This window comes from Streptomyces sp. NBC_01460 (assembly GCF_036227405.1).
Taxonomy (GTDB): Bacteria; Actinomycetota; Actinomycetes; order Streptomycetales; family Streptomycetaceae; genus Streptomyces.
This window is the reverse complement of the sequence record NZ_CP109473.1, coordinates 1,918,285-1,939,104: the sequence shown is the minus strand read 5'-3', so window position 1 is coordinate 1,939,104 and position 20,820 is coordinate 1,918,285. Positions and strand designations below refer to the sequence as shown.

Sequence of the window (20,820 nt, the reverse complement as noted above, 5' to 3'; positions counted from 1 at the left end):
GGCCTCCACGACCCGGTCGGGTCGTGGAGGCCGGCGTCGTCGTGCGGGGCCGGGGCCTCCGCGTGTGCCGTGCGACGTCAGTTGGTGACGTACATGTACTTCCACGAGCCGTAGGCCGTCGAGTTGACGCCGTCGCCCGAGTAGCCGGCGCCCTTGACGTACGCCGACCGGAACCGGAACTTGTAGCCGACGGAACTCGACCCCGGCTTGCCCAGGTTGACGACCGACTTGCCGAGCGAGTCCAGCGTGAAGTACTCCGAGCCGCCACTGCGCCAGGCACCCTGGTAGTACATCTGGATGTCCAGCCGCTGCTTGCGGCCCGGGTAGGGGTTCATCGTGGTGTTGAAGTACGGCTGCGAGGTCTTGTGGACGTAGGAGTACGTCGTCGAGCCGATCTTCCCCGTCTTGTAGTGCCGGGAGATGGACGTGCCGACCTTGGCCTGGCCACCCGCCCACACCGTCACGGTCTTCGCGGCGGTCCGCGCGTCACCGTCGTACACGGCGTAGACCGAGGAGTCCCGGTACATGTTCAGGGTGCCGGAGAGCTTGCCGGTGCTGTTCACCGTGCCCGACTTGATCAGGTACTTGCCCTTGCCGTCGCCGGCCCGGTCGGCGTAGATCTTCACCGCGCGGTTCTTGTACGTCGTGCCCAGGGCGGCGGTGAAGGAGACCGGCTTCCCGTACGAGAAGATCTTCTTGTCGTTGTTCAGGGTGAGGGTGACCGCGGTCCGTGACACGGTGACGGTGTCGGAGCCGCTCGCCGGGGCGTGCGTGGCGTCGCCCGCGTACGCGACCCTGTACGTCACGCTGCCGCCGGCCGACGGGGTGTCGGAGAAGGAGAACGCGCCGCCCGTCCTGGTGACGACGGCGGGCAGCGTCCTGCCCTTGGGGTATTCGACGTCGGTGCGTGTCACCGTCAGCGGTGTCCCGGCGGGGAGCGCCACACTCGCGGTGATCGTGCCCGTGACCGTCAGGGCCTTGGCGCGCGTCGCGCTGGAGGGCGCGCTCACCGTGATCGCCGGGAGCGATTTCGCGGGGTCGCCGAGGACGCGCAGGGAGAACACGCCGTCGCTGTTCACCGACACGGCGAACAGCCGGCTGCTGTCCGGAGCCCAGGCCAGGGCGCCCGGCACGAGGGTGTCCCCGCCCGAGGAGTTGCCCGTGTTGGGGAACTCGAAGGTCCGGACCGGGTCCGGGTCGCCGTGCGAGAAGACGTGGACGTCCGGCCCGTACCAGGAGAAGGTGCCGCCGGCGACCTCGCCGCCCGGGGCGACGTCCACGGCATTGGGGTAGTCGGACGACTGGTAGGTCACGACCGGCGAGAGGTCGGCCGTCGAGAACGCCGGGTGCACGTAGGGCGCTCCGCTGGCGGTCACGACCTCCTTGCCGTCAGGGGTGATGTCCAGTTCCCGGAGGTTCCCGGCCACCGACTTGCTGACGCGCAGTGTCAGCCCGGACTCCGTCACGTCGTAGATGCCGACGACGTCGCTCTCCTGCACGCCGACGGCCAGCACGCCCGGAGCGGCCGGGTCGGAACCGAACTCCGGGGCCACGGAGCCGCTGTAGCCCTGAGGGCTCTGCAGGGAGAGTGCGACGACGGGTTCGGGGCCCGACAGGTCCAGCGAGCCGATGCGGCCGGAGTACTCGGCGGTGTAACCGAAGAACAGCCTGCCGCCGGCCTGGGCGAGCGTGCTGACACCGTCGAGACCGCCGAGGGCGTAACTCGCGCTCTGCGCGTACGTCTGCGTGTCGACCTCGATGATCCGGCTGCCGCCGGTGACGGCCGCGTACAGCCGGCCGGAGTCCGGCGAGAGCTCGAGGCCGTTCACACCGGACAGGCCGGTGAGTGTGGCGACGACGGTCGCCGCGTAGTCGGTGACGACGATCCGGCCGGCGGTCGGGTCCGATATGTAGACCCGCTGGTGGACGCCGTCCACCACGACGTCTCCCGCGGACTTCAGGGAGAGGACCTTCGAGGTGTCGGCCGCGGCCGGGCCCGCCGCCCCGACGCTCAGCGCCGCCGAGCTGAAGAGGACCGCGAGCGCCGTCGCGGTGGTGAGCGTGCGTCTGTGCTTATGTCTGCGCACCATGATGAGACCCCCCAGGGTGAAGAAAGTGTGTAAGCGCCCCCGCTGGCTCGCAGCGTATGTGATGCCTGTGACAGTTGGGCAGCGGGTTAACCGCTGCGAGGCATGGGGAAGTGCCCCGTCCGGTGCCGGACGTCCCCGGCGGCCGGATCCGGGCCCCGCGACGCCCGCACGCCCGGTCACTCGTCCACGGACACCCGGTCACTCACCACCGGGGGTGCCCGGTCACTCACCCCTTCAGTGCCGCCTTCATCATCTTCTGCGCGATCGGCGCGGCCAGGCCGTTGCCGCTGACCTCGGAGCGGGCCGCTCCGGAGTCCTCGACGACCACCGCGACCGCGACCTGCTTGCCGGTGGAGTCGTCCTTCGCGTACGAGGTGAACCAGGCGTACGGGGTGTTGCTGTTGTCCACGCCGTTCTGCGCGGTCCCCGTCTTGCCGCCCACCTCGGCGCCGTCGATCTTCGCGTTGCTGCCGGTCCCCTTGTTCACCACGGTGACCATCGCACTGCGCAGCTGCTCCGCCGTCGACTCCTTCACGACCCGCTCGGTGTCGCCGTCCGGGTACTCCTGGAGCGCGGAGCCGTCGGCGTCCGTCACCTTGGAGACCATGTGCGGCGAGGCCAGCTCACCGCCGTTGCTGAGGGCCGCGGAGACCATGGCCATCTGCATGGGGGTGGCGGTCACCTCGAACTGCCCGATGCCGGTCAGCGCGGTCTGCGCCTTGTCCATGTCCTTCGGGTACACGCTCTCGGACGCCCGCACGGGCACGTCCAGCTCCTTCGTGTCGAAACCGAAGGCGTCCGCCATCGCCTTCAGCTTGTCCTGGCCGAGATCGGCGGCGACCTTCGCGAACACGTTGTTGCAGGAGTACTGGAGCGCGGTGCGCAGCGTGGCGTTCTCGCAGGGCGCCGAAGGGTTCTCGTTGGACAGGACCGTGCTCGTGCCCGGCAGGGTGTACGGATCGGGGCTGTCCGTGGCCTCGTCGACCGAGCCGTACAGGCCGTTCTCCAGGGCGGCCGAGGCCACCACCAGCTTGAACGTCGAACCGGGGGGCAGCGGCTGCCGCAGCGCCCGGTTGACCAGCGGCTTGCTCGTGTCGCCGAGCAGCTTCTGCCAGGCGTCGGCGTCCCCCGTCCCGCTGATGTCGGAGGGGTCGTACGAGGGCGAGGAGACCATGCCCAGGATCCGCCCGGTCTCCGGGTCCATCGCGACGGCCGCGCCCCGGTCGTCGCCGAGCGCCTCGTAGGCCGCCTTCTGGACGCCCGGGTCGATGGTCGTGATCACGTCGCCCGGGGACGTCTGCTTGCCGGTGATCAGATCCGTGGGGTTCTTGAGCCGGTCGTCGGTGCCGTCGAGGACATCGCTGTAGATGCCCTCCAGCTGGGTCGCCCCGTAGGCCTGAGAGCTGTAGCCGGTGACCGACGCGTACAGATCGCCCTGGGTGTAGGTGCGCTTGTAGCGGAGGTCGTCGCCGTCCGTCTCCTTCGAACCGGTGACCGGCGAGCCGGCCACGATGATGTCGCCGAGCGGCTGCGCGTACTGCGCGATCGTGTTCCGCCGGTTGTGTTCGTCGTCTGCGAGCGCCCGGCCGTCGTACGCCTGCACCCAGGTCGCCCGCACCAGCAGGGCGAGGACCATGAGCAGACAGAAGACCGAGGCGCGCCTGATCGTCTTGTTCATCCCGCTGGAGGGACGAACGGGGACACCTGGGGCGTTCCCGTTCGTGTTCCTTCTCACCGCTTTCTCAGGCACGCCGCACCGGGCCCCCGGGGAGACCCGGGCGGTGCCGGGCGGTCAGAGCCTGCGGGTCGCGAGGGTGAGCCGGTCGCGGGCGTCGAACAGGGCGTCCTTGACCATCTGCTCGTGCGCCGGGGTGAGCCGGGCGACCGGCACCGAGCAGCTGATGGCGTCGCGCGAGGGGGTGCGGTACGGGATCGCGACGCCGAAGCAGCGCAGCCCCAGGGTGTTCTCCTCGCGGTCCACCGCGTATCCCTGCTCGCGGATGACGTGCAGCTCCTCGATCAGCGCCTCGCGGTCGGTGAGGGTGTGCTCGGTCAGCGCCGGCAGGGTCTCCGGCAGCATCTTGCGGACCTGCTCGTCGCTGTGGGTCGCCAGGAGCGCCTTGCCGAGCGAGGTCGAGTGGGCGGGCAGCCTGCGGCCCACGCGGGTGAAGGGGCGCAGGTAGTGCTGGGACTGCCGGGTGGCGAGGTACACCACGTTCGTCCCGTCCAGCCGGGCCAGGTGGATGGTCTCCGTGGTGTCGTCGGAGAGCCGGTCCAGGGTGGGGCGGGCGGCGGCGACGACCTCGTCGCCGTCGATGTACGAGGTGCCGACCAGCAGGGCCCGCACGCCGATCCCGTACCGGGTGCCCGTGGCGTCGGTCTCGACCCAGCCGAGCTCCACCAGGGTGCGCAGCAGCATGTAGAGGCTGGACTTCGGGTAGCCGACGGCCTCCTGCACAGCTGCCAGCGAGTGCATCCCGGGGCGCCCCGCGAAGTATTCGAGGAGTTCCACCGTCCGTACCGCGGACTTGACCTGTGCCCCACCGGGCTCGCCAACCGACATCCCTTATGCCCCTTCCAGCCTTCTTGTACGACCCTGCGACTTCTTGCCAACACGGAGCGCCCGGAAATAGAGTTCCTGTGTATTCACGTTCAGGAACGCTGTTCAGAATACCGAACAACTTCTCCTGTGTGGCAGTGGAACCGGAAGGAATCACGGTGGCAGCAGCACCAGTCTGGAGCGTCGACCCCCGGACGGGGAACCCGCGTGAGCAGGTTGCGGTGGAGGCTACAGCGGAGGAGGTCGACCGCGCGGTCCGGGCGGCGCACGCCGTCCGCGGGGCGCTGGCCGACCGCACCGTGCGTGCCGCGTTCCTCCGCACCGCGGCCGACCTCCTCGCCGAGGCCAAGGACCACGTCATCGAGGCGGCCGACGCGGAGACCGCGCTCGGCCCCGCCCGGCTGACCGGTGAACTCGCGCGCACGGCCGCCCAGCTGAGGGCCTTCGCCGAGGTCGTCGACGAGGGCGCCTACCTCGACATCCACATCGACCACGAGGACGGCAGCCGGACCCCGCCCTGGCCGGACCTGCGCCGCTACAAGATCCCGCTCGGCGTCGTCGCCGTCTACGCGGCCAGCAACTTCCCGCTCGCCTTCTCCGTCCCCGGCGGCGACACCGCGAGCGCGCTCGCCGCGGGCTGCCCCGTCGTCGTCAAGGCGCACCCCGACCACCCCGCGACCTCGGAGATCTGCGCCTCCTTGCTGCGCAGGGCCGCCGCGCAGAACGGCCTTCCCGAGGACGTCCTGACCGTGGTCCACGGCTTCGACGCGGGTGTCGAGCTGGTGAAGCACCCGCTCGTCTCCGCCGCCGGTTTCACCGGCTCGATCCGTGGCGGCCGCGCCCTCTTCGACGCGGCGGCGGCCCGGCCCACCCCGATCCCCTTCCACGGCGAGCTCGGTTCGCTCAACCCCGTGGTCGTCACCGAGGCGGCCGCCGCCGAGCGCGGTGAGCAGATCGGCGCCGGACTCGGCGGCTCGATGACGATGGGCGCCGGACAGTTCTGCACCAAGCCCGGCTTCGTGTTCGCCCCCTCGGGCGAGGCCGGCGACCAACTGCTCAAGTCGCTGACCGAGACGGTCAGCGGTACGGGCGCCGGGGTCATGCTCGACCACCGGATGCGGGACGCCTTCGTGCGGGGAGTGGCCGAACGGGCCGAGCTCCCCGACGTCGAGGCCCCGGTCACCCCGGGCGCGGGCGGCGAACACACGGTCTCCCCGGGCTTCTTCACCGTGCCGGCCCAGCGCCTGGCCCAGGAGGGTCCGCACGACGCACTCCTGGAGGAGTGCTTCGGGCCGGTCACCGTCGTCGCGCGCTACGACTCGCCGGACGAGATCACCGCGGTGCTCTCCCGCCTGCCGGGCAACCTCACGGCCACCCTCCAGATCGCCACGGAGGAGGCCGACGGCAGCGCCGCCGGGATCCTCTCCGAGCTCACCCCGGTGGCCGGACGCGTCCTGGTCAACGGATGGCCGACCGGCGTCGCCGTCGCGCCCGCCCAGCACCACGGCGGCCCCTACCCGGCCACCACCTCCACCTCCACCTCGGTCGGCGCCACCGCGATCGAACGCTGGCTGCGCCCGGTCAGCTACCAGTCGACGCCCGAGGCCCTGCTGCCCCCGGAGCTCCGCGAGGACAACCCGCAGAACCTCCCGCGACGGGTCGACGGGCGGCGCGCGTGACGACGGCGATGCAGCTCCCCGAACTCCCCTTCGGCCTCGACCCGGTCGGGCCCGACGGCGGGTGGACCTACGCCGACGGCGTGCTGACCGGATCGGCGGGTGCGAAGCAGGACCGTTTCGTCCCGCCCGGCGGCGACAGCCTGGAGTCCGCCTCCGACGCGCCGCGCCTGCTGGGGGCGGCGCCCGAGGGCGACTTCCAGCTGATCGCCCGGGTGGACGTCGGCTTCGCCGCCGCCTTCGACGCGGGGGTCCTCTACCTCCACGTCGGGGAGCGGGACTGGGCGAAGCTCTGCCTGGAGCTCTCCCCGGAGCGCCCCACGGTCTGCACCGTGGTCACCCGGGGCCACTCCGACGACGTCAACTCCGCCGTCGTGGAGGGCAACAGCCACTGGATGCGCCTCAGCCGCGTCGGCAGCAGCTTCGCCTTCCACGCCTCGGCGGACGGCGAGCGGTGGACCTTCGTCCGGGTGTTCACCCTCGGCACGGAGGAGGAGCGGGCGGCGGCCCGCATCGGCTTCCTCGTCCAGTCGCCCACGGGCGACGGGTGCACCGCGTCGTTCGACCGGATCGTCTTCCGGCCCACCGGCCCCGGCGATCTGCGCGACGGCGGCTGACACCCCGCAACCGCACACGGGAAGGGTCCGGATCCGGGAGGATCCGGGCCCTTCCCAGCTTCCTCATCGCCTTTGACGGACGTGAGGTGGCGCGACCCGACGCCGACGGGCAGGCGAACCGCACCGGTCTCCTACCGGGCCGGCGTCCCGCATCCCTCGCCCTGCCGGGGCAGGGCCACCCGGGTGTGCGTGTCGAGCGGGAGCGGAACGGTGAAGACGTAGCAACCGGCCCCGTCCTGCGGGTAGGTGACCGTGATCCGCAGGGCGGTGTCGCCGGTCTCCCGGTCCCACCGGCCGCCGCGGGCGGCGAAGGCGATCTCCTTGGCGGTCAGGGCGCCGTCGGTGGCGTAGCTCTCCAGGTAGTGCCTCGTCGCCTCGGCCGTGCCGGGCGGTTTCCCGGCCGGTTCCGCGGGACGGTCGAAGAACCCTGTCACCGCCACCGAGAGCAGCAGGCAGACCGCTGCGAACACGATGCCCCCGATGACGACGGCGCAGGGGCACCCGCCTGCGAACAGGCGAGTGCCCCTGCTGGAATCGTCCGGCATGTCAGGGCGTTCCCGTATAGCCGATCGCGTTCAGACGGAGCCGCATCACCTCAGCGTATCCGGTGGTGCCGGCGTCCTTGGGGTGGAAGGACTCACGGCTGAGGCACTTGCCGCCCAGCGCGCCCCACAGGCAGGAGGCCGGGACGGCCGCCGCGTCGCCCAGGTGGAAGTCGCCGTCGCCGTTGGGGCCGAGGACGAACTTGTTGATCCACTCGGGGTCGTCGCAGCCACTGTGACCGACGAACGCACTGACGGGGTCGGCGTAGTCGACCTTGAGCTTGGACGTACCCGTACGCAGCGCGTCGACCATCACCTTCTGCTTGTCGTCGGCGTAGTTCACCAGCTCCGCGAGTGCCTTGACTTCCGTCATGTCGTAGTAGAGCGAGCCGCCGCACTTGACCGAGCGGCTGAGCAGTTCCGGATAGCCCATGAGGACGATCCGTGCGTTGGACGCCCTGGTCGCGACGTCCTCCAGGGCGGCCTGCACCCGCTCGGTCATACGGTCCACGACCGCCTTGTACCCGGGCAGGAAGTCCGAGTCGCTGGAGCAGTCACCCAGCCCACCGCACTCCTGCATGGCGGAGGCGAAACCGCCCTCGTCGTTGCCCCCGAGCGTCAGCATGACCAGGGTCGTGTCGTCACTGAGAACACCGGATTCCGTCTGCAGAACCTCCTTGAACTGTCCCTCCAGGTGATTCTGCGGGTCGTTGTTGTAGTTCGGCTGGTACGCCACGTTCTTGGACATCGCTCCCGAGCAGGCGACGAAACCCAGCTCGGCGGAGGTGCCCCAGGTGTCGGCGATCTTGCCGAGCGACTCGGTGGTGCCGGGCAGGACCAGCTTGCGGGGCCACGCGTTGGCGCTGCGCCGGCAGGCGTTCCACCCGGCCTCGCCGTGGTCCTTGTCGCTCTCGGGGGAGTAGGAGCCCGCCCCCTCGCCGGAGGTGAAGGAATCGCCCAGCACCGCGACGATGTGCTTCGGCTTGGCGGCCAGCGGCTGGAAGGCCACGGCGTCCCAGGCCACGTCCTCGTCCCCCGTGCCGTCCAGGGTGGTGCTGGCCAGCCTCACCCGAGGAGTGCCGGAGATCTTGTAGGTGCCGAGCGAGACCCAGGTGTTGGCCTTGCGTTCCTGGCCCAGGGAGCGGTGACGGGTGAACGAGCCGGAGCCCGTGTCGATCTCGTAGTCGGCCTGCTGGGTGTGGGCCCCGTGGTCCGGGACGTGGACCATGATGCGGGACCACTGGTTCAGGCTCTTGCCCAGGGTCCACGTCCCGGTCGTCCGCAGCCGGGAGCCGTCCGTGTCGGTCGCCTTACGGGTGTGGGTGAACCAGAAGTGGTCGCCGTAGCCGGCTCCGATCTGGTGCAGGTCGATCTTGCCGGGATAGGTGCCGTTGGACTCGGCGAAGTCGAACGCGAACGTGCCGGCGGACGCCACCTGACCGCACGTATGGCCCGACTGCCCTGTCGGGGTGACTCCGTTCGGGACGTCGTCGATGACCAGCGATCCCGACGGCGGGTTACCGGAGGCGGAGGCACAGCGCGGCGGGTACGAGGAGTTCTCGTCGGGCTGCTCCGGGTAGTCCGCGTTGTTGAACCGGTGCACGGGGTTGCCGCACTCCGCGGCCGCCTCGCAGTCCTTCCACTTGACCGACTCGTGCCACCAGCACTTGAGATAGAGCGGGTTCGTCTCGTCCGGGTCGCCGGGCAGCAGGCACGGGCCCTTGCCGGTCTGGTTGGACGAGCCGTCGAGGATCTTGTCGTCGTCGCAGTCGTTCGACGCCGTGCAGAAGATCATGTTAGGCGGCTTCGCCCGCGTGCGGGCCGCGTTGTTGTTCCACCAGGCGGCGCGGTAACCGGCCTGCATGTCACCCGGCTTGAACATCGCCGAGATGGGGCGGGCGGCCCAGCCGATCACCTTCTCCTGGTACGGCCAGTACTGCGGGGTCGCCGCGTGCGAGTAGTCGTCACCGCCGCTGGAGCTCTCCAGGAACGGAAGGCGGTTCTCCTTCCACAGCGGGTTGGCGGGGTTGTTGGTCCAGCCCACACCCCACTTGCCGCCGTTGCTCCCGGCCTGGGACTGCGGGTGGAAGCCGGAGTTGTAGGCCCACAGCGCGAAGAACCAGTTCTCGATGTACTTCGGCTTGCCGCCGTTGACGGTCATGCCGGCGGCCCTGGTGTCGTTCCACTTCGAGGCGAGGATGCTCGCCCCGTACGCGATGTTCGCCGTGTAGTCGAGGGCCGCGGCCTCCTTCTGCGCGGTCGTCAGCGTCGTGTCGGACAGACGCATGCCGTCCGTGACCTGGGTGATGCCGTAGCCGCAGTCGGCCTTGGCCCAGTTGACGGCCCAGGGATCGGCCTGGTCGCCGTCGGCGGAGTACTTGATCCCGTAGAAGTTGCCGATCAGGGAGTTGCCGGTGACACCCGGGACCACGGTCCGGGTGGCCTGCCACATGTTCGACTCCTGCGCGGTGACACCGAGCAGGATCTGCGCCGGGATGTGCCACTCGTCCGCCCGGTCGACGACCCCGTTCGGGTCCCCCGCGAGGACGGGGAGCGGGAAGAGGGTCTGCGGGGTGTACGGGGACATGCCGGTGTTGTTCCAGTTGGCCTGCCGGCTGACCCACATGTACAGACCGTCGATCACCGCCTGGTCCACGGCCCACTCCGCCTGGCGCGGTGTCGGCTGCAGCGCCTGCTTGCGCGGGTCGTTACGGGGCACGGCACACGTCCGCTCGGCTTCCACCGGGTTGGACGGTGAGCCCGCGGCGACCTTCGCCGTACCGCCGGACTTCGCCGTACCGGACCGGACGGCCAGGGCCGGTGAGCTGGTGGCGCCCGTTCCCATCTGCGCCGACGCCAGGGGCGTACCGCCCGGCAGGGCTTCGAGAGTGGCCTCGGCACCCGTGTCCAGGAGGCGAAGCCGCGTCCGCACGGGCCGTGCTTCGTCGCTCGTTCCCGTGGTGGTGACCGGGGAATCGGCGTCGGGCACCCAGGAGGTGCCCACGGCAGCGTCGGACAGGGTGGAGATGCGGTCGTCCTTGGCCAGCGTGCCGGGGTTCTTCACGCTGTCCGGCAGCGTGCCCCGGGTCCTGGCCTTCCCCGTGACGTACACCGTGCCGTCGGCGGCGGCGGACAGGTCCCAGTCGGTGAGCGGGCCCCGCGCCAGCGTGGCGGGGGTCGCCCCGCCCCGGCCGATCTGCGTGGCACTGACCCGGCGGGCCGCGCTCTCGACGGCCGCGTCGGAACTCTTGCCGCCGGCCGCGACGGGAAGGCGCTCGATGAACGTGACACCGCCGGACCGGTCCGGGCGGAGCTGGAAGGGAACCGTACGGGTGCGGGCGATCTCCTTCTCACCGCCGTCGGCGCCGATACGGACCAGCCGCTTGCCGTGGGCGGCGACGATGCCCTGCCCGGTGGGGACGGCGGACGTGACCTGGCCGTCCAGGTGCAGGGGTGCGGCGCTCTTGCCACTGGCGGCGTCGACGCTGATCAGCCGGGTGCCGGACTGCTTGTCCCCGTCGGTGGTGAGCTGTGTGAAGACCGTCTTCTCGCCTGATCCGCAGCCTGGGGAGAAATAGGCCAGCGAGGCCGTGTTCGCCAGCTTGGTGACCTTGCCGGTCGTCAGGTCCACGATCGCCGCGAAGGCACCACGGACCATCAGCTCGGGCTTGTTGGTGAAGGTGCGGGGCGCGTAGGCGACCGCCGCCCGCTTGCCGGAGCGGGTCACGCAGGCGTTGCCGATCCAGGCATCCGCCTCGAATCCGGGCTCGGACAGGGTGGCGGCCGTCTTCCAGGCGTAGCCGTCCTTGGCGTCGGCCACCATGAGGTGGAATCCCCGGGCGTCCCCGGAGGTGGTCCACGCGCGGTCCTTCGAGGCCTTGTACCCGGCCCCGAGGGTCTTCTCGCGGTCGGCGGCGGGAACACGGTCGGGTGCGTCCTGACCGGCGGCGTCGCGGAACGTCTTCGCCGACCAGCCGTTCGCCGCACCGGGCGGCGGGGAGCCGGCGGCCAGAGCGGTGCCCGGGAGCGTCCCGGCGAGCAGAGCGAGGGAACACACGGCTATGAGGTGGGCCGTGGTCCGGGCATGGCCGGCGGATCTGCGCCGTCCCGCCGGACGTCTGAGCAATGGCACGGGATGAGCCCTTCGACGAGTCGGTGTGTGCGGGGGCACGGCCCACCGGTCGGTGATGGCTGTGACGAGTGCTGCGGAGAAGCCGGTTTCCACGCGAGGGTGCTCAGCCGCCGGTGAACGGCTGCTGGGGCTCACCCCTCCGAACACCCTTGTCCAAGGCCGCTGTCAGGGTGCACCGACGGGATGAAACGCACCTTCCCGGCCATGCCCCACCAGCCTTAACCACCCCATGCGTCACTCGCGCCCCCTCCGGCAGGAGCAACATACGCAAGGTCCGTTGTCCGACCGGCTGGACACAGCTGGAAAGTGACGCCCTCACCGTCGACCGGCACGCCGCTGCCGAGCCCTCGACCTGGATGGACGCGCGCGGGCCGAAGTGGGAACGGGCCCCTCCGATCCTGACGGTTCGGCCAGAAACGCGTGACGGTGCCTACACGTGATCACGGGCGCCCTGCGACGCGGGCGGGCGTAAGGTCCCGGCGGCGTACCGCACGAGGTGCGCCCATCGGGCGGGGGTGACGGCCAGGTGGGGGCGGCTGAGGTCCTTCGAGTCGCGGACGAGGACGGCACTGACCGTGGTGGCGACCTCGACGCATTCGCCGCCGTCGCCGGCGCTGTGACTGCCCGTGGACCAATTGAGTTCGGCGGCCGCACTGAGGTGGGTGCTCATCGCTCTCCCGGCAACTCCTCGGTCAGTGCCAGGTGAGGGCCTGACCGCGAATGCGTCGGTGACCAGACGGGTCGTGCTCTGCACCTCCAGGTGGCGGGCGGGCCGCTTCGGGATGGCCTTCGTGGACGCGTTCGCCAGGGACTGGGGCGTGTGCCCGTTCCCGCCGTCCGGGAAGACCCTGTGGGCCGAGATCGCCCCGGAGCGCGGGGGCGGGGAGCAGGGCTGAGGCGGAGGGCGCCCCTTCGGGGAACCTTCCCGCCTCAGCGGAACTCGTGGACCACCTGGATCCTGCCGACGATGTGGGCGTTGAAGTCGTCCAGTTCCTCGGCCGGGACCCAGAGTTCGAGGATGGTCCGCCCACCGGCCTGCTGGACGGGATACCGGCTCACGAACTGCGACTCGACCTCGAAGCGGGTGACGAAGCCGGCGCCGTCGTGCTTCACGTTCCAGTCGCGGGCGATCCTCACCGCGTAGTCCTCGTTGAGGACCGGGTAGAAGATCGGCTGCTCCGGCAGGCGGGGAGGCCAGGCGCGCCAGTCCAGCTCCCGGAGCAGATCCAGTTCCACGGGGCCGGTGGGGCGCCACAGGGTCGTCGTCTCTTGTCGGCCGGTCATGTGCGTCGCTCTCCGATGGTGGGCCGCCCGGCACGGCGGACCCGGAGGCCGGACGATACCGGCAGGGCGATCGCAGAGTCACGCGGTTTGCGGGCAGCTGTCGGCCTCGTGACCAGCAGGCACCTGTGCCGGTGCGGGGACGAGCAGCACACCGCGTACGCCGCGTGGCGCCGGTCCGTCCTCATCGGACCGCGCTCCGCACCGGCTGCCGGAGGACGGTCCGGAGTCTCGCCGGCTCGGTCCGGCGCGGATCGCTGAGGTAGACCTCGTGGTGGAGCCCGGTCATCCGCAGGCCGTTGGCGGCGAGGTACTCGTCGTGGAGCGCGGCGAGCACGGGGCCCTCGTCGTCGTAGGGCCCGACGTGCAGGAGCTGGGCACTGGGTCCCTCGTGCAGGGTCTCGTGGCGGATGTCGGCGATCGCGGGGAGGCCCTTCTTCGCCAGCGCGGTCTCCTTGGCTTCGTCGACGAGGGCTTCCGTGATCCAGTCGGGCCGGCTGATGAGCATGCGCCACTGCCATGCGTCCTTGTCGCGGGAGGTGAAGACCTCCATGCGGTCGGACCACCACAGCCCTTCGAGCGGTCCGACGACGAAGTCCGGGTCACCGGTGCGTCGGCCGGTGAACTTGAGGGTGTAGGCGACGGAGTAGAGCGCCTCGACGGCGCGTGCGTAGGCGTCGCTCGTGTTGGGGTCGCCCCGGCCGTCCACGGCGATGAACTGCTGGGCGGGTACGTCGACCAGTTCCCAGCCGGTGTTCCTCGGCGCGTAGCACTGCCTGAGTTCGCGTTTGACGTCGTAGGGGGGCATGGCCCGTACTCCTTCGGGGTGGCGGCCGGCGGCCTGCTGCGGGACCGGAGGCCTAGCCTCGCAGCGCCGTGCTGTTCGCGCCGTCGATCGCCTCCCGGACGATGTCCGCGTGCCCGGTGTGCTGGGCCGTCTCCTGGAGGAGGTGCAGCAGGATCCTGCGTCCGGGCCGGCGGTGCACCACGCCGGGCTCCCAGGGGGCCTCGGGGAGCGGGACCTCCGCGTCGAGGTCCGCCGTCGCGACGGTGGCGTCGGTGGCGCGGGCGGCCTCCTCGTACGCGGCCCGCAGCGCCGTGAGCGTGACGCCCTCCGGCGCCTTGTACTGGCCCATGTCCCACATGCCGTCCGGGACGCTGCCGGTGGTGTCGGTGAGGATGTGCGTCCAGACCCGCTCGCCCTGCGTGAGGTGGTTCAGGATGCCGCCCAGGGTCAGCTCGCTCACCGTGGACCGCTCGGTGAGCTGGGCGTCGGTGGCGCCCTGCACGGTGATGAGGAGGAGCTTCCGCGCCTCGCGCAGGGCCCGCAGGATGCCTTCGTTCTCCGGTGTCATGGGGAGAGCGTAGGGATCCATCAGGTCGGAATCCGACCTGTACGGCTCCGGGTCACCGACGGACCGGAGCGGGATCTTCGCGGCGGGGCGCCAGGAACACCTGGTAAGCACGTCGCATGGAGGAACTCGCACGGCTCAGTGACATCGAGCGGACCGCGGCCGGCCACGGGCAGCTGATCTGGACCGCCCAGGGGCAGGGGGGTGAGAGCCTGGGGCCTGAGGTACGGGCCTGGCGCCACGGCGCGGCGGTGGCGGTGGCCGGCCCGAGCCGGCAGCAGGACCGGCTCGCGGTCCACGGTGACAGTGCCGACGCGGTCGTACTGGTGCGACGGGTCCTGGAGGAGGTCGGCGCGTCCTACCGGCTCCTGGGGGAGGCAGCGTTGATCGGTGCGCTCGTGCGGCAGGTCCCCGGTCTCGTGCCGGTCCACGAGTTCTTCTGGATGGAGACCACGTCCCCTCCCGGTGCCGCCCCTGACGGCGTGCGGTGGCTGGACGCCCGCGAGGAGACGGAGGCGAGGCCGCTCTTCGACCGTTTCTTCCCCGACTCCTACGCGCAGCCGGGCCGCGCGGGCGTGGGCCGCTGGGCCGGGGTCGTCGGTGAGGTGGACGGCAGTACCGGGGCGGAGCCGCCGGCGGTCGCGGCGGACGCGTGGTCCGCGGCCGGGTGCGGGTTCATGGGAGGGGTGGTCACCCACCCCTCCGCCCGCGGCCGCGGGCTCGCCCGGGCCGTGTCCGGCTTCGTCCTGGACGCCCTCGTCCACCGCCACGGCCGCGCCGCGCTCATGGTGCTCACCACCAACGCACCGGCCATAGCCACGTACGAACGCCTCGGCATGGCCAAGCACCGCTTCGGAGCGGCACACCTCCCGGCCCGGTGAGTCCGGGGCCCCACGGCCCGACGCCCTCACGCGGTGGGAGTACCTCTCCCCGGACGGGCCGTCGCCAGCGTGGTCACGGTCAGCAGGACCGCGCTGATCACCAGGCTCGCCCGGAGCCCTGTGTGGAAGCCGTTCGCGACGAGAGCGCCGAAGGAACATCAGCAGAGTGGCGGCCGTGACCGGATCCGCCCCTGCCCGCCCGCGCGCCCACGTGTGACGCGGGCCGGGGGACCACCGGGAATCACCTGGTCGGGCACCGCGTTGAACCGGCGGCGGAGGCCCCCTCCGCACCGGTACTGCAGAGCTGGAGAGTAGAAGAGTCATGCGCGTCGAGATATGGAGCGACATCGCCTGCCCGTGGTGCTATGTCGGAAAGGCCCGCTTCGAGAAGGGGCTCGCCGGATTCGCCCACCGTGACGAGGTCGAGGTCGTCCACCGCTCCTTCGAGCTCGACCCCGGCCGTGCCAAGGGTGACACCGAGCAGGTCGTCGACATGCTGGCGCAGAAGTACGGGCGCACCCCCGAGGAGGCCCGGGGCATGGAGGCGAACGTCGCCGCGAACGCGCAGGCCGAGGGGCTCGGCTACCGCACCGAGGGGCGCGATCACGGCAACACCTTCGACATCCACCGGCTGCTCCACCTCGCCAAGGCCCGCGGGCGCCAGGACGAGCTGCTGACCCGCGTCTACCGGGCGAACTTCGCCGAGGAGCGTTCGGTCTTCGACGACGCGGTGCTGGCCGACCTGGCCGTCGAGGCGGGGCTCGACGCCGACGAGGCGCGCGCGGTGCTGGCCGATCCCGAGGCGTACGCCGACGACGTGCGGGGCGACGAGCGCGAGGCCGCCGAGCTGGGCGCCAACGCCGTGCCGTTCTTCGTGCTCGACCGGCGCTACGGCATCTCCGGCGGTCAGCCCGCGGAGGTCTTCGCGCAGGCCTTGGAGCAGGCGTGGAAGGACCGCGAGGTCACCGGGCTCACCCAGGTCGGCGGGGATGCCGCCGCCTGCGACACCGACGGGTCCTGCGAAGTGCCCCGGTAGGACGGGACCGGCCTCTATAAGGATGTCTTGGGCGTGCCGCTCGGATTCGCGTGATTGACGTGGAGTTGAGCGGCCGTCAGGCTGGCCCGCATGGAGAATTCTGCGATCGACCAGGTCAGGGCCACCGAATTCGCATCGGAATCCACCTACCTCAACACCTCGACGTGCGGGCTGCTGCCCCGTCGCGCGATCGAGGCCGTCCAGAAGCTGGCCGGCGACAGCGCCGTGGGCATCCGGGGCGGCGTGGGCAGCTTCGACTCGGTGGACGCCGCCCGCGCGGGCTTCGCCCGGATCGCGGGAGTCGCACCGGCCCGGGTGTCCGTGGGGGGTTCCGTCGCCGCCCATGTGGGGATCGTCGCGGCGTCCCTCCCGCCGGGCGCCGAAGTCCTGGCGCCCACGGGGGAGTTCAGCTCCGTCGTCAGCCCCTTCGCCGTCCGCGGTGATCTCAGGATGCGCTACGTCCCGCTGGCCGAGCTGGCCGACTCCGTGCGGCCCGGGACCGCGCTCGTCGCCTTCTCGGCCGTGCAGTCGGCCGACGGCCGGGTCGCCGACGCGGACGCGGTCCGCGCCGCCGCGGCGGCGCACGGGGCCCGCACGATGTTCGACGCCAGCCAGTCGGCCGGATGGCTCCCGCTGGACGCCGGGGCGTACGACTACACGGTCACCGGCGGGTACAAGTTCCTGATGTGCCCCCGGGGCGCGTCGTTCCTGACCGTGACGGAGGAGGCGCAGGAGACCCTGCCGGCGCTCTACGCGGGCTGGGTCGCGGCCGAGGACCGCTGGAACAGCACGTACGGGCCGGTCGAGAAGCTCGCCGTCGACGCCCGGCGCTTCGACGAGCCGGTGGCGTTCCTCGCCTACCACGGGGCCGAGCAGTCCCTGGAGCTGCTGGCCGAGGTGGGAGTGGACCCCGTGTACGCCCATGCCACCGGGCTCGCCGCCCGCTTCCGGAAGGGCCTGGCGTCGATCGGGCACGAGGCCGTGCCCGGAACCTCCGCCATCGTCGCCGTGCCGGGACTGGGCGGCCGGGAGCCCGATCTGGCCGCGGGCGGGGTGATGGTCTCCGCCCGGGCGGGGAACCTGCGGGCCGCCTTCCACCTGTACAACACCGAGGCGGACGTGGACCGCGCCCTGGACGTGCTGTCCGGCTGAGCTACGGCGTGCGGCAGTCCCCGTCCTCATGGCAGAGGTTCTCCTCCACCATGGCGAGCAGTCGGGTCAGCTCCGCGCGATCGGCCGGGCCGAGCCCCGCGAGGGTGTACTCCTCCAGGCCGGACCAGGCGCTGCGCACCTCGTCGTGCAGGGCGCAGCTCTCGTCGGTCGCCTCGACCAGGACGGCCCGTCCGTCGTCCGGGTCGGGGCGGCGGCGCACGTGCCCGGCCTGTTCGAGGCGCTGGAGCATCTTGGTGACGGTGGACGGGTCGAGGTCCATGGCCTTGATCAGCTCGGCCTGGCGGACGGCCCCGGTCTCCCACAGGTGCATCATCAGGAACTCCTGCCCCGGGTAGAGGCCGAGCCTCTTGAGCATCCGGCCCGCCGTGATCCTGTGCAGCCTGGCGACCCGTGAGACGGCGTGGCTGACGGGCCCGCCGAGGGCCGCGCTCGGCAGGCCGCCGGCGCAGGCGGAGTGGGCGGGGTCGGTGCTGTCGTCCTTCATCGGGACTCCTCGGGGCGGTGGTGCGGCCCGGCAGGATCCGGGGTTCATGACGTGCTCGTGAACTTTACCTTGGTCGGCCAATCAATAGGTTACAGTGACCGGGCACCCAATTACTTGGCCGACCATGTAAATACCTCGGAGGCTTTCATGACCACCGTGTTCGACCCCATCGACCTCGCCGGCACACAGCTCTCCAACCGCATCGCCCTCGCGCCGATGACCCGCAGCCGGGCCGGTGAAGGAGGCACGGCCACCGACCTCGTCGTCGAGTACTACACCCAGCGCGCCTCGGCCGGACTGATCATCACCGAGGGCATCCAGCCGTCCGTGGTGGGCCAGGGGTACCCGTCCACCCCGGGCCTCCACAGCGCCGAGCAGGTCACCTCCTGGCGCAAGGTCACCGACGCCGTCCACGCGGCGGGCGGCCGGATCTTCGCCCAGATCATGCACGCGGGCCGGATCGGCCACCCCGTCCTGCTGCCGGACGGACTGACCCCGGTGGCACCCTCTCCGGTCGCCGCGCCCGGCCAGGTCTACACCCACGTGGGGCCGAAGGACTTCGTGGAGCCGCACGAGCTGACGGACGCGGAGATCCGCGAGACCGTCCGTGACTTCGCCACCGCCTCCCGCAACGCGATCGAGGCCGGGTTCGACGGCGTCGAACTGCACGGTGCCAACGGCTACCTGATCCAGCAGTTCCTGGCCCCCAACACCAACCTGCGCACCGATGATTGGGGCGGCTCCGACGAGGCCCGCATCCGCTTCGCGGTCGAGGTGGTCAAGGCGGTCGTCGCCGAGATCGGATCCGAGAGGACCGCGCTGCGCATCTCCCCCGGAAACCCCTACAACGGCATCGAGGAGCCCGAGCCGGACGCCGTCTACACCGCGCTCGTCACGGAGCTCGAACCGCTCGGGCTGGCCTACCTGCACATACTGGAGCAGGCCGGCACCCGTGACCTGACCCTCGCGCTGCGCAAGAGGTTCACCGGAACCCTCGTCATCAACGTGTTCTCCGAGGGGCCGACCGGCCCCGAGCACCACACCGTCATCGATGACGGGATCGCCGACATCATCGCCTACGGCGCCCTGTTCCTCGCCAACCCGGACCTGCCGGCCCGGCTGAAGGCCGGCGGGCCCTACAACACCCCGGACCCGTCGACCTTCTTCGGCGGCGACGCGAAGGGCTACACCGACTATCCGGCGCTCGACACCGTCTGACGGGACCGGCGGGGCCTCCGTCACCGGCGGCCCCGCCCTGCCGGGCCGGTCGGCCCTCCGTGGCACACTGCCGCGGTGAACGACGAGACGACGCACGGCGTACGGATCAGGCCCGGCGGTCCGGCCGACGCCCCGGCCATCCTGGACATGCTCGACTCCGCGGTGGCCTGGATGAACGCCCGCGGCAACACCGAGCAGTGGGGCACGGTCCCGTATTCGCGGACGTCCGGCGGCGTCGCGCGGGTGGAGCGCTACACCACCGAGAACACGCCGTACGTCGCGGAGCTGGAGGGCGTGCCCGTCGGGGCGATGGTCCTCGACCACGGACCCAGCCCGCAGATGCCGATCGAGGCGGCCGGGGAACCCGAGCGGTACGTACGCCTGCTGGTCTCCGACCGGACGCGCGCCGGCCGGGGCATCGGCGCGGCTCTGCTGGCCCACGCCGCGGAGGAGACCCGGCGGGCCGGAGTGGATCTGCTGCGCGTCGACTGCTGGGCGGGCGGCGGGGGCGAACTGGTCGCGTTCTACGAGCGCAACGGCTTCGCCCCCACGGACCGCTTCCTGTCCGGGACCTGGCCCGGACAGGTGCTGGCCCGCCGGGTCGGCTGAGACCGGCCGTCCGGAACCCGCCCCCGCAGGGGCCCCCGGGTCGGCCGAGCCCCGGCCGTGTCGCCCGGCCCCGCACGGACCGCTGAGCCCGGGCCCTACGCCGACTCGCGGCGCACCAGCTTCGTGGGGAGGATGACCGCGGCCGGGTCCTCCCCGCCGATCTGGGCGAGCAGCACCCGCACCATCTCGGCGCTGATCCGGTCCCACGGCTGGCGGACCGTCGTCAGCTCGGGACGCGCCGCGAGCGCCGCGGGGGAGTCGTCGAACCCGCCGACCGCGATGTCCTGCGGCACCCGGCGCCCCGCCCGCTCCAGCGTGCTCAGCACCCCCTGCGCCATCAGGTCCGACGCGACGAAGACCGCGTCCACATCGGGTGCCCGCTCCAGCAGCAGCGCGGCCGCGGCCTCACCCCCGGCCCGGCTGTAGTCGCCCGGCACGATCAGGGACTCGTCGACGGGCAGCCCGCACTCGGTGAGCGTCTCGCGGTAGCCCGCCAGCCGGTCCACACCGCCCGGGGTGTCCAGCGGCCCGGTGACCGTGGCGATCCTGCGGCGCCCCGACCCGTGCAGGAAGCGCACCATGTCCCGGGCCCCGTTGCGGTCGTCCGCCGCGACGTAGCTGACCCGCGACCCCTGCCCGAGCGGCTTCCCGCAGGCCACCAGGGGGACGCCGGCCTCGTGCAGCTGGGCGGCGACGGGGTCGCCGGAGTGGCTGGAGACCAGCAGCACCCCGTCCACGTGCCCGGCGATGTAGCGCATGTTGCGGCGGCGCTCCGCCTCCGTGCCCGCGATCATCAGCAGCAACGGGATGTCGTGCGCGGCGAGCGCGGTGGTGCAGCCGCGGAGCAGCACGTTGAAGTTCGGGTCCTCGAAGAAGCGCTCCTGCGGCTCGGTCAGCAGGAACGCCACCGAGTCGGAGCGCCCGGTGATCAGCGACCGGGCGTGCCGGTTCACGGTGTACCCGGTCCGCCGGATGGCGGACTGAACCGCGTCGAGGGCGGCCGCGCTGACGTTGTGACCGCCGTTGAGCACCCGCGAGACCGTGCCCCGGGAGACCCCGGCCTCCCGGGCGACGTCGTGGATCGTCGGCGGCCTGCGGCGTCCCGCGCCGTTCTGTTCTGTGCGGCTCATGGTGCTCGATCTTTCATGAAGAGGTGCCCTGTTGAGGAG

At 71.4% G+C, this 20,820-nt stretch carries 19 protein-coding genes; 8 read left to right on the top strand and 11 right to left on the bottom strand.

Going from position 1 to position 20,820, the window contains the following annotated elements; translation table 11 throughout:
* Window positions 1–77: 77 nt before the first annotated feature.
* The 3 genes from OG488_RS08655 to OG488_RS08645 form a co-directional block, all read right to left on the bottom strand.
* Window positions 78–2,090, bottom strand: coding sequence for an Ig-like domain repeat protein (locus OG488_RS08655; protein ID WP_329227451.1), 2,013 nt, complete (start codon window positions 2,088–2,090; stop codon window positions 78–80).
* A gap of 226 nt (window positions 2,091–2,316) precedes the next feature.
* Window positions 2,317–3,768 carry a peptidoglycan D,D-transpeptidase FtsI family protein gene (locus OG488_RS08650; RefSeq protein WP_329227449.1) on the bottom strand — a complete coding sequence of 484 codons (1,452 nt, stop codon included), beginning with the start codon at window positions 3,766–3,768 and terminating at the stop codon, window positions 2,317–2,319.
* 114 nt (window positions 3,769–3,882) lie between these two features.
* Window positions 3,883–4,653 (bottom strand): IclR family transcriptional regulator, encoded by a 771-nt coding sequence (locus OG488_RS08645; RefSeq protein ID WP_329227447.1) that lies wholly within the window; start codon window positions 4,651–4,653, stop codon window positions 3,883–3,885.
* 155 nt (window positions 4,654–4,808) lie between these two features.
* Here OG488_RS08645 and OG488_RS08640 point away from each other — a divergent pair, with 155 nt between their 5' ends.
* Window positions 4,809–6,329, top strand: coding sequence for an aldehyde dehydrogenase (NADP(+)) (locus tag OG488_RS08640; RefSeq protein ID WP_329227445.1), 1,521 nt, complete (start codon window positions 4,809–4,811; stop codon window positions 6,327–6,329).
* Window positions 6,330–6,337: 8 nt separating this feature from the next.
* Window positions 6,338–6,943 carry a DUF1349 domain-containing protein gene (locus OG488_RS08635; RefSeq protein ID WP_329238520.1) on the top strand — a complete coding sequence of 202 codons (606 nt, stop codon included), beginning with the start codon at window positions 6,338–6,340 and terminating at the stop codon, window positions 6,941–6,943.
* A gap of 131 nt (window positions 6,944–7,074) precedes the next feature.
* On the opposite strand, the gene OG488_RS08630 is transcribed toward OG488_RS08635, so the two are convergent.
* The 3 genes from OG488_RS08630 to OG488_RS08620 form a co-directional block, all read right to left on the bottom strand.
* On the bottom strand, window positions 7,075–7,488 hold the full coding sequence (locus tag OG488_RS08630; protein ID WP_329227443.1) for a hypothetical protein: 414 nt from the start codon (window positions 7,486–7,488) through the stop codon (window positions 7,075–7,077).
* 1 nt (window position 7,489) lies between these two features.
* Complete coding sequence (locus tag OG488_RS08625) at window positions 7,490–11,542, bottom strand: SGNH/GDSL hydrolase family protein (RefSeq protein ID WP_329227441.1); 4,053 nt, start codon at window positions 11,540–11,542, stop codon at window positions 7,490–7,492.
* Window positions 11,543–12,047: 505 nt separating this feature from the next.
* Window positions 12,048–12,287 (bottom strand): DUF397 domain-containing protein, encoded by a 240-nt coding sequence (locus tag OG488_RS08620; RefSeq protein WP_329227439.1) that lies wholly within the window; start codon window positions 12,285–12,287, stop codon window positions 12,048–12,050.
* A 58-nt stretch (window positions 12,288–12,345) separates the two neighbouring features.
* Between OG488_RS08620 and OG488_RS08615 the strand changes: the two genes are divergently transcribed.
* On the top strand, window positions 12,346–12,513 hold the full coding sequence (locus OG488_RS08615; RefSeq protein ID WP_329227438.1) for a hypothetical protein: 168 nt from the start codon (window positions 12,346–12,348) through the stop codon (window positions 12,511–12,513).
* A 34-nt stretch (window positions 12,514–12,547) separates the two neighbouring features.
* Here the strand turns inward: OG488_RS08615 and OG488_RS08610 are convergent, their stop codons facing one another.
* The 3 genes from OG488_RS08610 to OG488_RS08600 form a co-directional block, all read right to left on the bottom strand.
* Entirely contained in the window at window positions 12,548–12,901 is a 354-nt protein-coding gene (locus tag OG488_RS08610; protein ID WP_329227436.1) for a hypothetical protein, read from the bottom strand.
* Between the two features lie 181 nt (window positions 12,902–13,082).
* On the bottom strand, window positions 13,083–13,706 hold the full coding sequence (locus OG488_RS08605) for a GyrI-like domain-containing protein (protein ID WP_329227434.1): 624 nt from the start codon (window positions 13,704–13,706) through the stop codon (window positions 13,083–13,085).
* 52 nt (window positions 13,707–13,758) lie between these two features.
* A complete protein-coding gene (locus tag OG488_RS08600) occupies window positions 13,759–14,253 on the bottom strand; it encodes a DinB family protein (RefSeq protein ID WP_329227433.1) in 495 nt (164 codons plus the stop codon).
* 116 nt (window positions 14,254–14,369) lie between these two features.
* Between OG488_RS08600 and OG488_RS08595 the strand changes: the two genes are divergently transcribed.
* The 3 genes from OG488_RS08595 (at window position 14,370) to OG488_RS08585 (ending at window position 17,319) form a co-directional block, all read left to right on the top strand.
* Window positions 14,370–15,131 carry a GNAT family N-acetyltransferase gene (locus tag OG488_RS08595; RefSeq protein WP_329227432.1) on the top strand — a complete coding sequence of 254 codons (762 nt, stop codon included), beginning with the start codon at window positions 14,370–14,372 and terminating at the stop codon, window positions 15,129–15,131.
* Window positions 15,132–15,453: 322 nt separating this feature from the next.
* Window positions 15,454–16,167, top strand: coding sequence for a DsbA family oxidoreductase (locus tag OG488_RS08590; RefSeq protein WP_329227431.1), 714 nt, complete (start codon window positions 15,454–15,456; stop codon window positions 16,165–16,167).
* 90 nt (window positions 16,168–16,257) lie between these two features.
* Complete coding sequence (locus OG488_RS08585; protein WP_329227429.1) at window positions 16,258–17,319, top strand: aminotransferase class V-fold PLP-dependent enzyme; 1,062 nt, start codon at window positions 16,258–16,260, stop codon at window positions 17,317–17,319.
* A gap of 1 nt (window position 17,320) precedes the next feature.
* On the opposite strand, the gene OG488_RS08580 is transcribed toward OG488_RS08585, so the two are convergent.
* The gene (locus tag OG488_RS08580) at window positions 17,321–17,824 is read right to left on the bottom strand and encodes a MarR family winged helix-turn-helix transcriptional regulator (RefSeq protein WP_329227428.1); all 504 of its coding nucleotides are present in this window, start codon (window positions 17,822–17,824) and stop codon (window positions 17,321–17,323) included.
* A gap of 147 nt (window positions 17,825–17,971) precedes the next feature.
* On the opposite strand from OG488_RS08580, the gene OG488_RS08575 reads away from it, so the two are divergent.
* Complete coding sequence (locus OG488_RS08575; protein WP_329227427.1) at window positions 17,972–19,042, top strand: alkene reductase; 1,071 nt, start codon at window positions 17,972–17,974, stop codon at window positions 19,040–19,042.
* A gap of 147 nt (window positions 19,043–19,189) precedes the next feature.
* Entirely contained in the window at window positions 19,190–19,651 is a 462-nt protein-coding gene (locus OG488_RS08570) for a GNAT family N-acetyltransferase (RefSeq protein WP_406466270.1), read from the top strand.
* Between the two features lie 95 nt (window positions 19,652–19,746).
* On the opposite strand, the gene OG488_RS08565 is transcribed toward OG488_RS08570, so the two are convergent.
* The gene (locus tag OG488_RS08565) at window positions 19,747–20,781 is read right to left on the bottom strand and encodes a LacI family DNA-binding transcriptional regulator (protein ID WP_329227425.1); all 1,035 of its coding nucleotides are present in this window, start codon (window positions 20,779–20,781) and stop codon (window positions 19,747–19,749) included.
* Window positions 20,782–20,820 lie beyond the last annotated feature (39 nt).